This is a genomic window from Moellerella wisconsensis, from assembly GCF_022592395.1.
GTDB lineage: Bacteria > Pseudomonadota > Gammaproteobacteria > Enterobacterales > Enterobacteriaceae > Moellerella > Moellerella wisconsensis.
This window is the reverse complement of sequence record NZ_CP093242.1, coordinates 631,780-647,011: the sequence shown is the minus strand read 5'-3', so window position 1 is coordinate 647,011 and position 15,232 is coordinate 631,780. Positions and strand designations below refer to the sequence as shown.

General features: G+C 39.5%; 16 protein-coding genes. 7 read left to right on the top strand and 9 right to left on the bottom strand.

Features of this window, described 5'->3' with window-relative positions; genetic code table 11:
* Positions 1-368: 368 nt before the first annotated feature.
* The gene (locus MNY66_RS02725) at positions 369-755 is read left to right on the top strand and encodes a DUF3461 family protein (protein ID WP_047255121.1); all 387 of its coding nucleotides are present in this window, start codon (positions 369-371) and stop codon (positions 753-755) included.
* Positions 756-833: 78 nt separating this feature from the next.
* On the opposite strand, the gene MNY66_RS02720 is transcribed toward MNY66_RS02725, so the two are convergent.
* The 3 genes from MNY66_RS02720 to MNY66_RS02710 are packed head-to-tail and all read right to left on the bottom strand — an operon-like array spanning position 834 to position 2,373.
* A complete protein-coding gene (locus MNY66_RS02720) occupies positions 834-1,286 on the bottom strand; it encodes a flavodoxin (protein WP_241501384.1) in 453 nt (150 codons plus the stop codon).
* 1 nt (position 1,287) lies between these two features.
* Entirely contained in the window at positions 1,288-2,046 is a 759-nt protein-coding gene (gene truC, locus MNY66_RS02715) for a tRNA pseudouridine(65) synthase TruC (RefSeq protein ID WP_047255123.1), read from the bottom strand.
* Between the two features lie 3 nt (positions 2,047-2,049).
* Positions 2,050-2,373, bottom strand: a complete 324-nt coding sequence (locus MNY66_RS02710; protein WP_047255124.1) for a YqcC family protein — start codon at positions 2,371-2,373, stop codon at positions 2,050-2,052.
* A 347-nt stretch (positions 2,374-2,720) separates the two neighbouring features.
* On the opposite strand from MNY66_RS02710, the gene MNY66_RS02705 reads away from it, so the two are divergent.
* A protein-coding gene (locus tag MNY66_RS02705; protein WP_420915494.1) for an IS3 family transposase occupies positions 2,721-3,829 on the top strand; the annotation gives its coding sequence in 2 pieces (ribosomal slippage) (positions 2,721-2,973 and positions 2,973-3,829; 1,110 coding nt in all).
* Positions 3,830-4,300: 471 nt separating this feature from the next.
* Here MNY66_RS02705 and syd read toward each other — a convergent pair.
* A complete protein-coding gene (gene syd / locus MNY66_RS02700) occupies positions 4,301-4,855 on the bottom strand; it encodes a SecY-interacting protein (protein WP_241501383.1) in 555 nt (184 codons plus the stop codon).
* Between the two features lie 241 nt (positions 4,856-5,096).
* Between syd and queF the strand changes: the two genes are divergently transcribed.
* The 3 genes from queF (at position 5,097) to xni (ending at position 8,224) form a co-directional block, all read left to right on the top strand.
* Positions 5,097-5,966, top strand: coding sequence for an NADPH-dependent 7-cyano-7-deazaguanine reductase QueF (gene queF, locus MNY66_RS02695; protein ID WP_241501382.1), 870 nt, complete (start codon positions 5,097-5,099; stop codon positions 5,964-5,966).
* Between the two features lie 93 nt (positions 5,967-6,059).
* A complete protein-coding gene (gene ppnN, locus MNY66_RS02690) occupies positions 6,060-7,427 on the top strand; it encodes a nucleotide 5'-monophosphate nucleosidase PpnN (protein ID WP_047255127.1) in 1,368 nt (455 codons plus the stop codon).
* 32 nt (positions 7,428-7,459) lie between these two features.
* Positions 7,460-8,224, top strand: a complete 765-nt coding sequence (gene xni / locus MNY66_RS02685) for a flap endonuclease Xni (RefSeq protein WP_241501381.1) — start codon at positions 7,460-7,462, stop codon at positions 8,222-8,224.
* Positions 8,225-8,415: 191 nt separating this feature from the next.
* Here xni and rlmM read toward each other — a convergent pair whose 3' ends face one another.
* From rlmM to MNY66_RS02670, 3 genes are read right to left on the bottom strand one after another with little or no spacing between them, the layout of a single operon-like run.
* The gene (gene rlmM / locus MNY66_RS02680) at positions 8,416-9,510 is read right to left on the bottom strand and encodes a 23S rRNA (cytidine(2498)-2'-O)-methyltransferase RlmM (protein ID WP_047255129.1); all 1,095 of its coding nucleotides are present in this window, start codon (positions 9,508-9,510) and stop codon (positions 8,416-8,418) included.
* Complete coding sequence (locus MNY66_RS02675) at positions 9,503-9,883, bottom strand: DUF423 domain-containing protein (RefSeq protein ID WP_197075991.1); 381 nt, start codon at positions 9,881-9,883, stop codon at positions 9,503-9,505. Before MNY66_RS02675 ends, rlmM begins: the two co-directional genes overlap by 8 nt.
* A gap of 49 nt (positions 9,884-9,932) precedes the next feature.
* Complete coding sequence (locus MNY66_RS02670; protein ID WP_047255131.1) at positions 9,933-10,877, bottom strand: transcriptional regulator GcvA; 945 nt, start codon at positions 10,875-10,877, stop codon at positions 9,933-9,935.
* Positions 10,878-11,527: 650 nt separating this feature from the next.
* Between MNY66_RS02670 and csdA the strand changes: the two genes are divergently transcribed.
* Together csdA and csdE are read left to right on the top strand one after the other, a co-directional pair.
* Entirely contained in the window at positions 11,528-12,733 is a 1,206-nt protein-coding gene (gene csdA, locus MNY66_RS02665) for a cysteine desulfurase CsdA (protein ID WP_241501379.1), read from the top strand.
* Between the two features lie 33 nt (positions 12,734-12,766).
* Positions 12,767-13,210, top strand: coding sequence for a cysteine desulfurase sulfur acceptor subunit CsdE (gene csdE, locus MNY66_RS02660; RefSeq protein ID WP_047255133.1), 444 nt, complete (start codon positions 12,767-12,769; stop codon positions 13,208-13,210).
* An 89-nt stretch (positions 13,211-13,299) separates the two neighbouring features.
* Here the strand turns inward: csdE and tcdA are convergent, their stop codons facing one another.
* Together tcdA and mltA are read right to left on the bottom strand one after the other, a co-directional pair.
* Entirely contained in the window at positions 13,300-14,115 is an 816-nt protein-coding gene (tcdA, locus tag MNY66_RS02655; protein ID WP_241501377.1) for a tRNA cyclic N6-threonylcarbamoyladenosine(37) synthase TcdA, read from the bottom strand.
* A gap of 30 nt (positions 14,116-14,145) precedes the next feature.
* Positions 14,146-15,231: a murein transglycosylase A gene (mltA, locus tag MNY66_RS02650; protein WP_241501375.1), complete on the bottom strand. Its 1,086-nt coding sequence runs from the start codon at positions 15,229-15,231 to the stop codon at positions 14,146-14,148.
* Position 15,232: the final 1 nt, after the last annotated feature.

The following is a 15,232-nucleotide window of genomic DNA, read 5'->3' as shown; positions in this document are numbered from 1 at the left end:
ATATGCCCAAATAGGCTATAAATACGAGGCTTAAACGGACAGTAATTACAGGCAGCTCACTCTATACCGCTTTATACGCTAGAATAGTTAGTTAATTATTGGGTGATGGTTTTCAGTCTTAATTAAAGTGAGCTGCCTGTGATTTTAAAAATATAATCGCCACCCCGCCATTTTTTATGCAACAGACGTTTGTCAATTAGGTTAAATCACGCATAATATCGAGTGTTCATTGTTACCTGAGTAGAGCCGCTTCTGCTTTTATTTGTTTTGAACGTCAAAAACAAAATAATACACCGGTTATATTAGCAATCGGCTATTATAACTCTCACTCTGTTCATCGTTTATATTCCCTTATTAGGTGGAAATTTATGTACGATAATCTGAAAAGTTTAGGCATCAGTAACCCTCAAGATATCGATCGCTATACCCTACGTCAGGAAGCCAATAACGATATTTTGAAAATTTATTTCCGCAAGGATAAAGGTGAGTTTTTTGCTAAAAGTGTAAAATTCAAATATCCACGCCAGCGTAAAACTATTGCCGCAACTGACGGATCTAATAATTATAAAGAAATAAATGAAATCAACTCTAATCTTCGTTATGCCATTGAAGAATTAGATAAAATTTGCATGCATGAAAAGATAGAAGTCGATTTGAAACACAAAATTCTCGACGATTTACGTCATTTAGAGCATGTTGTTTCAAACAAAATTGCAGAAATTGAAGCAGATCTCGAGAAACTGACGCGTCGCTAATTATCACGGTTACAAATTAGAACCGGCTCTACACCGTGGCTTTTCTACGGTGTAGAATATTATCGTCGTCGATAACAACTAAATTAATTTACCCCATGCCTGTAACCAAGGCTGTGCAAACTCTTCTGGCACCGGCTGTTCAATCGCATCAATCAATAATAATTCACCGACCTGTTTTGCGCTTTGCTCATTTAATAACTCAGCAAAACGCTTACCCGCAGCGCAATAGTTATCATAACTACTGTCCCCTAAACCGATAATTCCATAACGTAAATTAGGTTGATAACCTAGTTGTTCCTGAATTTCATAAAACAGTGGTGTGATAGAATCAGGTAAATCGCCTTGTCCCGTTGTCGAGGTAATAATCAACACCACATTATCGCCTTGATTATAATTTTGCCAATCGGTTAATTGAGGTTCATCAAAGATCACTACCTCATGCCCTTGTGCCACGAAGATAGTTTGCGCTTCTTCCGCTACAGCGAGCGAGTTGCCATATACCGTACCAACAAATACTCCTATTTTTGACATATCAGCCTCGGCTATTATCAATTATGGTTTCTAGTTGTTTTTCAATGCCTAGCCAACCAAATTGCTGGATCAATGTCATCCACTGTTGATCCCATTTAGCCTGTAATTTCAGAGGCTCATGGGTAATTGGATGCGTTAAATTAAGTTCACTGGCATGCAACATTAATCGTGAAGTCGAAAAATGTTGAGTAACGCCGCGATTCTGGCGTAAATCACCATGCTTAGAATCACCAATAATAGGATGCCGCAAATGTGACATATGACGCCGCAATTGATGTTTACGCCCTGTTTCTGGTTTCAACTCAATCAAACTAAAACGGGACGTAGGATAACGCCCAATCGCCACCGGGCACTCCACTTTAGCTAACGGACGATAATGCGTAACACATTCTTGAAGAACAGGCGCGCGCGTTGCATGTTTATCCGCAATTTTATCCAACTCTTCTAATAAGGGATAATCTAATCTTTCTGCCTGTTCGACATAACCTCTCACAATCGCATGATAGGTTTTTTCTAGCTGATGCAGCTCAAATTGCTCAGAGAGCAAACGTGCCACATCGCTTGATAGCGCCATCAATAACACCCCAGATGTAGGGCGGTCAAGACGATGAACCGGAAAAACATGCTGCCCAATTTGATCTCGTAGAGTTTGCATCACGAAAACAGTTTCATGGCTATCTAACCAACTGCGATGAACTAGCCAGCCTGCAGGTTTATTAACCGCCACCAAATATTCGTCTTGATATATAATTTCCAGCATTAATTAATTAGCCTTAGTGAAGAATGCATCCAGTTCACGCAAATGCGTAAGCAAGTTCAAACAACGACTTTCATCCTCATGTTTATACGCTTCTTCAAAATATGGCGCGATAGAAAATGAACTGGGTAATGTTGCATTCTGCTCAATCAACGCATACATTCTAGGGATCAATATCCACTGTAACCATTCTGCAGGTTCCATAGTATCAAGCGCAAAAGGCTGCTCACTTTCAAAAGCTTCTGGTGCGGGTGGTGTTTCAGACCACAATTCAATAACTCTCATTTCTTGTTCAAGATGCTGCAATTTTTCTATAATCAGTGTCTTCATGCTTTACCATTATTCTTATGCGATTTGATACAAAATTTTGAATAGCACACAAGATTTTGTATCCAAAAATTCTAACGATGTAATAAGAGTTTGAAGATCTTTCTCTAATTCACCGCCTTACTTTAAGCAGATAATACAATATGGAGTCAATAGATCCCAAACGCAACTTAATCACCATAATGTCTATGGTGTGTGGTGTGTGGTGTGTGGTGTGTGGTGTGTGGTGTGTGGTGTGTGGTGTGTGGTGTGTGCTCAAATTATGAATTATTAATTATAATACTGTCCACTTCCCTTAAAATAAGACAGCTATAATTAGATTTTCTGCCCTAAAATTTGCAGAGGTCATGATGAAAAAAGCTCGTTTTACTGAAACTCAAATCGTTAATATTTTAAAACTCGCTGATTCTGGTATGAAAGTGGAAGATATTTGCCGCCAAAATGGGATCAGCAACGCCACTTATTATAATTGGAAATCAAAGTATGGTGGCATGGAAGCGAATGATGTTAAACGATTAAAAGAGCTTGAAGATGAAAATGCGAAACTGAAAAAGCTCTTTGCGGAAGTTAGCCTTGAAAACCACGCGATGAAGGAGCTTTTCGCAAAAAAGGCTTGGTAGTGGCTGAAAAGAGATCCTGTGCTCAATCATTAAAAGAGGCAGGCTTATCAGTCATTAAGGCTTGTAAGCTAACATCGTTGTCACGAGCCACGTTTTACCATCAGCAAATAGATTGGCGTAAAAAAGACCAAGTAGTGATCGATGCCATACAATCTGTGTTAGCGAAATCACCACAATCGGGATTCTGGAAATGCTATTTCCGACTGAGATTTCAAGGCTACCCTTTTAATCATAAACGAGTTTATCGCGTTTATTGTCGATTAGGATTGAACCTGAAACGACGGGTTAAAAAAGTGCTTCCGAAGCGTGAAAAAAGACCATTAGTGATAGAAAAAGTCCCGAATATTCAATGGGCATTGGATTTTATGCACGACAGTTTATATTGCGGTAAGCGCTTCAGAACTCTCAACATTATTGATGAAGGAACGCGTGAATGCTTGGCGATTGAGGTTGATACGTCATTACCGGCTGAACGCGTCATCAGGGTGCTTGAACGTTTAAAAGCCGAAAGAGGGTTACCGAAACAGATCCGAGTCGATAATGGCCCTGAACTCATTTCAGTTAACTTATTGAATTATTGTGAAGATAACCAAATTTTACTGTGCCATATTCAACTGGGAAAACCGCAGCAAAATGGGTTTATCGAACGTTTTAATGGTTCGTTCCGTCGAGAGTTTTTAAATGCGTATTTATTTGAATCATTAAGCCAAGTGCGAGAATTAGCGTGGTTTTGGCTGCAAGATTATAACCAAAATCGAACCCATGAAAGTTTAAATCACCTCCCACCGGAGGCCTATCGTCAACAGTTAGAAAACTCTAATTTAACGTGTCTCAATTAAAGGGGAGTGGACAATACGAGGATGAATAATTATAAAAATAGGCGAAAAATAGACTGAATTTATCCACGAAAAAGAGCCAGCCAAGAAATCTTGACTGGCTTATCTCATTATATCTAGATAGATATTTGCATCCTGCAATAACAGCATCCTGCTGTTTAACATCCGTTGTCGTTAAGATAGTTTTCCCAAGCTTATACTTGCTCTGGTTATCCTTAACCCTACCTTATTAATTTTTTTACTGTGGACGCTCTCGTCTTCAGCCACACAAGAATGCTATAAATCACCTAGCGAAACAACCTACCTAGAAAAACATTAAAAGCGCAATAAAATCAGGTTTGGATTAAAATAAAAACAACCTTTTGAAATTAAATGCTATTTAATACATTGTAAAAAAAACAAATAACCAGTTGAGGTATAGATAAATTAATTTGTAAGTAATATCTCACATATCTATAGAGTGATATCGCAAGATTAGCTTGTCACAACTGGGATCAATCCCACGATAAATGTCGCTAAATCAGGTGCAATAACTCGACGTTCTTTACTGCCAAATTTTTCTACAATAACTTCACCTGACATATTACATAACGATACCATTTCTAAATCAGACTCCATGGTGGCAATAAATAACGTAGGTGGCAGCTTCAATCGCTTTTGAGTAACTAAATGGCCAATCAGATTTTGTTGTAAGCGCGTAAAATCTTCTTCACTCCATACCTGAAGCAAATTAATCGACAATCCCTCAAATTCAGCCGCCATATCGCCCGCCAGCTGGGAGGTATAAAACGGATGGATATCCTCTTGCAATGTGATCTCTAAAGCATTAGCTACACTCTGTAAGTTGGCATTTGCAATAGGAAAAGGTTGAGGCTCCCAATACACTACTTCATCACCGGTACGGATAACACAAGGTGATGGAATACCGTATAATTCTGCGGAAGCTGGAGGGAATTCAGTCTGTTGTTTCCAATTATTTATATAGGTTGATGTAAATTGTTCTAGTACTGATGATATTGTTGTTTTCATATCAATTAGAGGCTTATTTAAATAAATTCACGTAAAATTATCAGCAACCACCGAAGTCATAAACTATAGTCACCCATTGTGGCTACTAACTATGGCTACTAACTACAGCGACTAACTATGGTCACTAACTATAAAATGCTATCATCACAATGCATCAGAGCTATAAAATTAGATTCTGGCCGATACATTCTATTGATAGATTAAGAAAATTAGACCGTATAACCCATATAAAAGGATTATGATGTCACAGTATCAGGATAACCCAGCGCTTAGCAATCTCACGCTAGGAAAAAAAACCGCTTATCACGATCAATATGAAGCCAACTTATTGCAAGCTGTTCCTCGTAGTTTGAATCGCCAGCCGCTAAATATTTATCCCGATAATCTTCCCTTTCATGGGGCTGATATTTGGACACTATATGAACTTTCATGGCTGAATTCACGCGGTGTACCACAGGTCGCCATCGGTCAGGTTAGTGTTGATGCTACCAGCCAAAATTTAATTGAATCCAAAAGTTTTAAATTATATTTAAACAGTTTTAATCAAACTCATTTTGATTCATGGGAAAAAGTACGAACCACTTTGCAAAATGATTTAACCCACTGTGCTCAAGGTTCAGTTAGCGTTACACTGCATGGGCTGGATGAATTTACTCAACAGCCGATCGGAACATTTATAGGGGAATGTATTGATAATCAAGATATCAATATTGATGATTATCAATTCAATCGTAACTACTTAATTCACAGCATATCGGATAATGATATTAATAATGGTCATCAGCCCATTATTGAAGAAACACTGGTCAGTCACTTATTAAAATCGAACTGTCTCATCACCAATCAGCCAGATTGGGGATCAGTGCAAATTCATTATCGCGGTGCCAAAATTGATCGTGAAAAGCTGTTACGTTATCTGATTTCATTTAGGCACCATAATGAGTTTCACGAACAATGTGTTGAGCGTATATTCAATGATTTAATGGAATTTTGCCGCCCAGAATCGCTCACAGTCTATGCACGATATACTCGGCGAGGGGGATTAGATATTAATCCATGGCGCAGTAATGAATCGTTCCAGCCTTCACTCGCTAGATTAGCTCGACAATAAACAATATCAGGCGGTTAATGTACCTGTATTTTATTTTATATTTTACTTTAATATAAAAAGTAACCGTCGCAGTTCAGAATAAAGGAGCCCTACTTGATTACTCATATCAGCCCATTAGGATCTATGGATTTGCTGTCTCAGCTTGAAGTCGACATGCTCAAGCGCACTGCTAGCAGCCATTTATACCATTTATTCCGCAATTGCTCTCTGGCGGTTCTAAATTCGGGTAGCCAAACTGACAACAGTAAGGAATTACTGTCAAAATACACTGATTTTGACATCAACGTATTACGCCGTGAACGAGGGGTTAAACTTGAACTGATCAATCCCCCTGAAGATGCCTTTGTTGATGGTAAAATTATTCGATCCCTTCAAGCCAATCTATTTGCTGTTCTGCGCGATATCTTATTTGTTCATGCTCAAATCACCCATGCAGAGCGGGTTCATCATTTAAATATGGACAATGGTACGCATATTACCAATATGCTATTTTCTATTTTACGTAATGCCCGCGCACTGCATATTGATGAAGATCCGAGCATGATTGTCTGCTGGGGGGGCCACTCAATTAACGAAGTGGAATATCTTTACGGCCGTAAAGTCGGTAATGAATTAGGTCTTCGTGAATTAAATATTTGTACTGGTTGTGGCCCAGGAGCAATGGAAGCTCCGATGAAAGGCGCGGCCGTAGGGCATGCACAACAACGCTATAATAATAGCCGTTTCATTGGCTTAACTGAGCCTTCAATCATTGCCGCTGAACCACCTAATCCTCTGGTCAATGAATTGATTATTATGCCAGATATTGAAAAACGCTTAGAAAGCTTTGTACGTTTAGCTCACGGGATAATTATCTTCCCCGGCGGTGTAGGAACCGCAGAAGAATTATTGTATTTACTGGGTATTTTGATGGATCCAGAAAATAAGCACCAAGTTCTTCCGCTGATCCTCACTGGGCCAAAAGAGAGTGCCGAATACTTTGAAGTTTTAGATGACTTTATTCAGCATACGCTGGGTGACGAAGCCCGCAAGCATTATCAAATCATTATTGATGACCCACAAGAAGTGGCGAAAGTAATGAAGAAAAATATGCCTCTAGTTAAAGATAATCGCCGCAGTACCGGTGATGCTTATAGCTTCAATTGGTCAATGAAGATTAATCATCAGCTTCAAATTCCTTTTGAACCAACACATGAAAATATGGCATCTTTGAATTTGTATCCCGGCCAATCACCAGAAAAATTAGCCTCTGATTTACGTAGAGCCTTCTCAGGTATTGTGGCAGGAAACGTAAAAGAAATTGGAATGAAAGCGATAGAACAACATGGGCCATTTAAAATTCATGGCGATGCTGAAATAATGCGTCGTATGGATATATTGCTGCGCGGATTTGTTGATCAACATCGAATGAAACTCCCAGGCGGCACGGCTTATGAGCCTTGCTACGAAATCGTAAAATAATTAAACCGTACGCCAGGGATGGCAAGATACCCATGATCCATTTACTCATTATTGATGCATTAAATTTAATTCGTCGTATCCATGCCGTACAAGGTTCACCTTGTGCGACTACCTGCATGTCAGCAATTCAACAATTAATCACTCACGCCTCTCCCAGCCATATTGTGGCGGTATTTGATGAGGAAGATCGGCATAATAGTTGGCGCCACCAATTATTACCCGATTACAAAGCGGGTAGACAAGCAATGCCCGAAGATTTACAGCACGAATTAATAGCGATTAAACAGTTATTTGAGCAACAAGGTATTTGTTGCTGGCATTCTCAAGGTGATGAAGCCGATGATCTGGCTGCCACACTGGCCTGCAAAGTAACCTCAGCCGGTCATACAGTCACCATTGTCTCGACAGATAAAGGCTATTGCCAATTATTGTCACCCGCAATTCAAATTAGAGACTATTTTCAAAAACGATGGTTAGACTTACCTTTTGTCACCAAAGAATTTGGAGTTGCTCCGCATCAATTGCCGGATTATTGGGGATTAACTGGCGTAAGTAGCAGTAAAATTCCCGGGGTAGCAGGTATAGGTCCCAAAAGCGCAATAGCATTACTCCAGCAATATGAAACATTAGATAATCTGTTTGCTAATCTAGAGTCTGTAACAGATAAATGGCGTAAAAAACTAGAAAATCAATATGCTATCGCAGATATTTGCCGAAAAATATCAACCCTAAGAACCGATCTTCAACTCAATGGTAATTTAAAAGATCTAAGATATAACCCACCTACTAGTTCATAACATGGTTTATCTTTATATCGTTCTTATCGAATATCATTTTTATCGAATAGATCGTTCTTAACAAAGTGCAAAATTGCTCACTATCGATTGATAGTAATATAAAAAAACGACCCAAAGGTCGTTTTTTTATATTTAAACTCACTATATTCAGATTTTTATTCTCAATAAGTGATATTCAATAAGTTGATAAATCAATCACGTTTAGGGACAGCGGCCCAAATACGCTGTACATGTACAGTCACTTCTTCACGATCATGATACAATTGCTTGGCTTGAATACGGGAATTAATGCCGTTTTCTTTCAGCTGAATTTCCATCTTATTTAAGATATGGGAAACTTCTTCATAGCGTTTTTTCATCGGTAATTTAAGATTGAAAATAGCTTCACGGCACCAACCTTGAACTAACCATTCGGTCATCAACGCCGCTACTTTTGCTGGTTTTTCAACCATATCACAGACTAACCAAGTAATGTTATTTACTAATGGCTGAAATTTGAAACCATCAAGACGGTGATGCCTAACTTGGCCAGTATCCATTAAGCTCTGAGCCATTGGACCATTATCTACCGCATGCACCATCATACTGCGCTTAACTAATTGATAGGTCCATCCACCAGGACAAGCCCCTAAATCAACTGCTTTCATCCCGCTGGCTAAACGTTCTTCCCACTCATCGTGAGGAATAAAAACATGAAAGGCTTCTTCCAGTTTTAGCGTTGAACGGCTTGGCGCATCAGAAGGAAACTTCAGACGCGGTATCCCCATATAGAATGTCGAGTTATTAGTGCTGTAAGAATATCCTGTATAACAACAACCGGGAGCTATAAAAAATACATGGATCACCGGACGTTTCAGGTTTTCTTTGGCTAATAATATTTTTTCTTGGCGTAATGCATTACGCAGTGGAACCGTAAACTTACGACAAAAATTCAATAACTCTTTACTTTCATTGGTATCTGGAACTTCAACACGAACTTCACCAGCACGCTCTATCTGTGTTTTTAGCGCAGCAACAACCGGAGTAATACGATCATCTGATGGTAAATCTTTTAACAGATCGCCAACTACAATCATCTGACGAGCAAAAATCAACTCAGAAAATGGGATCTCTTTCGCAAGACGATCCGCATTTCCAGCTTCATAGCACTCAAACAAGACATAGCCGCTGTTCTCTTTTACTCGAGCAAAACCAAAAATTTCTTTCTGGCTTGCTTTATCTGTTATTTCTGACGCACATTCTTTTTCAAAGCCTTGGCGACAATATAATGCAATTTTATTATTCATGGCGTAACGCCGATTTCCTTAGACGCGTAGCGCCGATAACCACTAACAGCCAGCCGATCAAAAAGCAAACGCCACCAATCGGCGTAAAATACGCGAAGTATTTTACCTGCAATAAGGCCATACAATAAAGGCTACCACTGAAAAGGAGAATACCTATAGCAAAAAATATCCCGCACCAGTAAAACCAAAGTACAACTTTACGGATTAAAATGGCGCCAAGAACCATTAGCGCAGCAGTATGCATCATCTGATAACGCAAACCTGTATCAATCCACTCCATTTGATGGGAGCTCATGACTGGCGACAATAAATGCGAACCTATCGCACCGAATGCCACACAAAAAAAACCACTGATCCCTGCAAAAATTAGCATCAAACGACTATTCACAGTAATACCCTTTATTTCTGTTTTCTCTCTTTAATTACTGCCCAGGTAGTGTAGTTTCTTGATCGCCGGTGATAAAGCCTAATTTTTCTTGTTCGCTAGCAGCCTGAGCGAGGATCCATTGCCTAAATGCCGCAATTTTTCCCAGCTCCGCTTGATTTTCCTGACAAACAAGATAAAAAGCATTTTTACTAACGAGTACTTCACTGAAAGGACATACCAATCGACCCGAATCTATTTCATTTTTAGCCATCACATTATTGGTCAACGCGATTCCTTGCCCATGAACCGCCGCCTGTATCACCATTGCGCTATGACTAAATATTGGCCCCTGCTGTACATTTACAATATTCTGCAACTCCAACATACGAGTATAGGCTTGCCAATCCCTACGCGAAGAGTCGTGCAATAATGTATGAAATGCCAGATCTCCCGGCTGTTTTAGCGGGTGATCTCCAGTTAATAATGATGGCGAACATACTGGCATTAAAAACTCAGCATATAGGCGATCTGTCCTTAAACCTGGCCAATTCCCACGACCATAAAATATTGCAACATCAACATCATCAGACAGTTTATCTTCTTCGCGATCTACCGCTTGAATGCGCACATCGATTCCAGGATAAGCTTGGTTAAATCCCGATAATCGAGGAACTAACCATTGGATAGCAAAGCTAGGCGACAAACTTACTGTCAATGCACCTTTTGCGCTACGGGCGAGTAATTTTCGGGTTGCTTCATTTATAGAAGAGAAAATTTCTTTAATATCAAGATAATAACTTTGCCCTTCTTCCGTCAGTAACAATGAGCGATTACGGCGGCGAAACAATTTAAGCCCTAAAAAATCCTCTAAACTTTTCATTTGATGACTCACTGCTGCTTGAGTAACAAACAGCTCCTCTGCCGCTTTAGTAAAACTTAAATGACGGGCAGCAGCGTCAAATACTCTCAATGCATTAAGGGGAGGTAATCTTTTAGACATAATCGCTTCTATTCCGGCCAATTAGATACATTAGTTTTTTTTATCCGAAGCATTATAATTTGTCCATTGAGGATATACCAGTAAATACCTATAGTATGCGCACTTCCTAAGCCGGAACGAAAAGTTTCAAAGTTTTGCTACTTTGGAACTTTTGGCTTTGTGGTTGTGATGTTGTGTTTGCAAGTTGTCTAGTAATACTAGACTTTGTAGCTATGCTACTGTTTTTTTTCACTTCCTGTACATTTACCCTGTCTGTCCATAGTGATTTTTTAATACACCGCTTCGGCGGTGTTTTTTTTTAGCTAAATAAAACTCAAATAACTTACAACAATTAACTAAAAAACCACGATAAATGAATAGAATAACGTAATATCTTATCTTCAGGTAAATGTTATGAATTGAGATCTATTCATCCCTGCCTAAATAATCCAATTTGATATTCTATAAACCGCTTATTCTATAACTATAGGAAATTGGATGAATTTATTGCAAAATGATCAAATATGACTAAATTTTTTGTTTCTATTTTACTAATAGTACCAATAAATATGTCTAAGTGTAACAATATCTTTCCCTGCTAAACAGGTTACAATTGAAACAAAACCACTAATTTAGTCAAAAAGAATCATCTTAGTTATTAATGAGGCGCAATGAGTACTTTCTCTGCTATTAATTTTAGAAGCCATTTTCCGGCATTAAACAGCCCAACCGTCTTTCTAGACAGTGCAGCGACCGCATTGAAGCCTCTTGCCATGATAGAAGCGACTGATCACTATTATAGGCACGCCAGTAGTTCGGTTCATCGTGGTCAATCAAAAGTGGCATTACAGACCACTAAAAATTATGAATTAGCACGCCAGCAGGTTGCCCGATTAATAAACTCAGTTGATGCGAAAAGCATTATTTGGACACGAGGAACGACTGAGTCAATCAATTTTATTGCCCAAAGTTATTTTAGAGAACAACTACAACCCGGCGATGAAATTATTGTCAGCGAGCAAGAACACCATTCAAATTTGATCCCTTGGCTGATGCTAGCGCAGCAAACCGGCGCAACAGTAATCAAATGGCCAATTAATCAAAATTATCATATTAGCCTTGATAGCCTAAAGCCCCTATTAAATCAGCGTACTCGGGTTGTCGCAGTGAGCCAAATGTCGAATGTAACAGGCCATCAGCCAGATCTAGTAGCGATTCGTCAACTAACTCGAGAAGTAGGGGCTAAAATGGTGGTTGATGGCGCCCAAGGGATAGCTCACCATTCAATTGATGTTACAGCACTAGACATTGATTTTTATGCTTTTTCTGCACATAAATTGTATGGGCCGACCGGATTAGGAGTGTGTTATATTAAACCACAATTAGCCGCTCAAATGTCACCTTGGCATGGGGGCGGTAAAATGCTAATTGAAACTGATTTTTCTAATTTTGTTGCAGCAGAAATACCTCATTGTTTTGAAGCTGGTACGCCAAATATTGCGGGTGTTCTGGCTTTCTCTGCTACTTTAGCGTGGCTTGAAACTATTCATCGACCAGATGCTGCATTACATGCTAATTCATTAATCGATTATGCCGAACAGCAATTGCAGCATCTGCCCGGTTTTATTAGCTATCGTTGTTCACACTCTCCGCTGCTATCATTTAATTTTGCCGATATTCATCCTAGCGATTTAGCCATTTTACTGGCGGAGCAAAATATCGCATTACGCCATGGACAACATTGTGCTCAACCATTAATGGATGCAATGGGAATAAATGGCTGCTTACGTATCTCTGTTATGCCTTATAATAATCAACAAGATATTATTCGATTTATCTCAGCGCTAAAATCAGCGCTATCATTATTAAATGAATAGTATAATTAATTATAAGAATCAAGGAGCTAGACTATGCCCTCGCTGACAGCAACTCACCCATTTGGCTCAGAGATAACATTTGAAGATCTGCGTTGTGACTTACAAGCGCAATCTGCATGGGAAGACAAATATCGTTTATTAATCAAATTAGCCCGTAAATTACCTGTATTAGATGAAGTCACTCGCCAGCAAGCGCAAGAAGTTAAAGGTTGTGAAAATCGAGTTTGGCTTGGTTATCAACTAAATCAAAACGGAACGTTACACTTTTTTGGTGATAGCGAAGGAAGAATTGTCAAAGGATTACTGGCTATATTACTGACAGCGATAGAAAACCAAACGCCACAGAAAATTTTATCAATTGATTTCTCTGAGTTTTTTCAAGCCACTGGATTATCAGGGCAACTGAGCGATTCACGTTTAAATGGGATCCAAGCACTAATTCAATATATCCAAAAAATCGCCCAAGAAAATCAATAACAGCACAAATTAACTCTCACCGACTATTTGGATTTATCATTACTCAACGGAAGTGATAGGCACATATATTCTGCGCCTATCTATCATTTTTATTTTTTCAAGCGATTACGTTCGGCTCTAGCCAACATTTTTTTCAGAGCATGAGAAACGGCGATAAAACCAAAACTGGCGGTTACCATTGTTGCAGCGCCAAAACCTGAAGCACAATCCATCCGTTTAGAGCCATCTGCGGTACTTTTTGCTGCGCATACAGAGCCGTCACTTTGAGGATAAACTAATTGTTCTGTCGAAAAGACACAATCAATACCCAATTTACCCTTACCATTTTTAACCACATTAAAATCTGATTTTAAACGTTCACGTAATTTTGCCGCTAAAGGATCTTGGATAGTTTTAGCTAAATCAGTCACTTTAATTTGTGTCGGATCAATCTGTCCCCCTGCGCCTCCCGTGGTGATCACTGGAATTTTATAGCGGCGACAATAAGCTAATAATGCAGCTTTTGGCCTAACACTATCAATAGCATCAATCACATAGTCGAACCCTACCGATAATAACTCCGCCGCATTATCCGCAGTAATAAAATCATCGACAACGGTAACCTGACACTCAGGGTTTATCGCTAAAATACGCTGTTTCATTACTTCAACTTTGGGCTGACCAATAGTTGACTTCAATGCGTGTAATTGCCGGTTAGTATTTGTCACACATACATCATCCATATCGATAAGTGTAATGGCGCCAATACCGGTTCGAGCAAGTGCCTCTGCTGCCCATGATCCAACGCCACCAATACCAATGACACAGATATGCGATTGAGCAAAAAGTGATAGTGCGAATTGTCCATACAATCGCCCCGTCCCCGCAAAGCGCTGCATCCACGCATCAGAAAGAGAATTTTGCATCGAAAAATAATACCTTAATTATCGCTATAACTATTTAATCGCTAACGGGCTTTTTTTCAGTACCCAAACGCGACCATAGTGATTATAAAAACCCGCCATTCTGCCTGCATCATGGCCTGTACCGTGATAAATATCAAAATGATGGCCTTTAATCGCGCCACCAACATCCAATGCAACCATCATACGCATTTCATAACGACCCGTAAATTTGCCGTTATTATCCAATATTGGGATTTCTGCCAGTAAAGTTGTGCCCGCCGGTATCAGCGTTTTATCTGCAGCAACCGAGGCTTTAGCAATTAATGGTACCGCGCTTGCACCTCTTACAGGCACAAAGGCTTCTGGTTTAAAGAAAACAAACGAACTATTTTGTTCCAATAACTGGCGAACTTCTTCTTCGCTGTGAGAATCGGTCCAATCTCTTATCGCTTGCAGTGACATTTTAGCTAATGGAACTTCACCGTTATCAACCAAGACTTTACCAATACTTTTATACGCGTGACCATTTTTACCCGCATAGCCATAAAAACTTAATGGGCTACCATCACCATAATTAACATAGCCGCTGCCCTGCACTTCCATCATGAAATTATCTACGGCTGAGTTACTGTAGGCTAAAATTAAGCTATCGCTCAATGCACCGTTATAAATTTCGGCGCGACTTGGTAAGCGCTTTTTACCTTTTGCTGGCATACCATACAGCGGATAACGGAACTCCCCTTGCTTTACTCTGCGTGCTTCGATAACTGGCGTGTAGTAACCAGTGAACTGTACATTTCCATAATTATCAACCCCTTCCATTTGGAAAGCTGATAAATTAAAATTGGCTAACTGTGCTGGATCGCCACCTGCTTGTAACCAATTCTCAATCGCGTGGTAAGTGTCATTGTTATTGCGGAATAACCTTGGTGACACTTGTTCAATCACGCTGATCTGCTGATTAAAATCAGCCGCATTAACGGGTCGCCCTTGAACATTCAGTTGACTAACTTGCTGTAAATCTTTCGTTAGCTTGCCATCTTTATATTGTTGACCTTTATCCGTAGGATGAGACTGACATCCTGCAAGTAAAGATAGGAACACGCCAGAAACTAACCATTTTTGCCAGCAATTCATG

Coding starts and splice junctions, on each gene's coding strand:
- MNY66_RS02725 (WP_047255121.1), top strand. CDS start 369: ATGTACGATAATCTGAAAAGTTTAGGCATCAGTAACCCTCAAGATATC.
- MNY66_RS02720 (WP_241501384.1), bottom strand. CDS start 1,286: ATGTCAAAAATAGGAGTATTTGTTGGTACGGTATATGGCAACTCGCTC.
- truC (WP_047255123.1), bottom strand. CDS start 2,046: ATGCTGGAAATTATATATCAAGACGAATATTTGGTGGCGGTTAATAAA.
- MNY66_RS02710 (WP_047255124.1), bottom strand. CDS start 2,373: ATGAAGACACTGATTATAGAAAAATTGCAGCATCTTGAACAAGAAATG.
- syd (WP_241501383.1), bottom strand. CDS start 4,855: ATGAAAACAACAATATCATCAGTACTAGAACAATTTACATCAACCTAT.
- queF (WP_241501382.1), top strand. CDS start 5,097: ATGTCACAGTATCAGGATAACCCAGCGCTTAGCAATCTCACGCTAGGA.
- xni (WP_241501381.1), top strand. CDS start 7,460: ATGATCCATTTACTCATTATTGATGCATTAAATTTAATTCGTCGTATC.
- rlmM (WP_047255129.1), bottom strand. CDS start 9,510: ATGAATAATAAAATTGCATTATATTGTCGCCAAGGCTTTGAAAAAGAA.
- MNY66_RS02675 (WP_197075991.1), bottom strand. CDS start 9,883: ATGCTAATTTTTGCAGGGATCAGTGGTTTTTTTTGTGTGGCATTCGGT.
- MNY66_RS02670 (WP_047255131.1), bottom strand. CDS start 10,877: ATGTCTAAAAGATTACCTCCCCTTAATGCATTGAGAGTATTTGACGCT.
- csdA (WP_241501379.1), top strand. CDS start 11,528: ATGAGTACTTTCTCTGCTATTAATTTTAGAAGCCATTTTCCGGCATTA.
- csdE (WP_047255133.1), top strand. CDS start 12,767: ATGCCCTCGCTGACAGCAACTCACCCATTTGGCTCAGAGATAACATTT.
- tcdA (WP_241501377.1), bottom strand. CDS start 14,115: ATGCAAAATTCTCTTTCTGATGCGTGGATGCAGCGCTTTGCGGGGACG.
- mltA (WP_241501375.1), bottom strand. CDS start 15,231: ATGAATTGCTGGCAAAAATGGTTAGTTTCTGGCGTGTTCCTATCTTTA.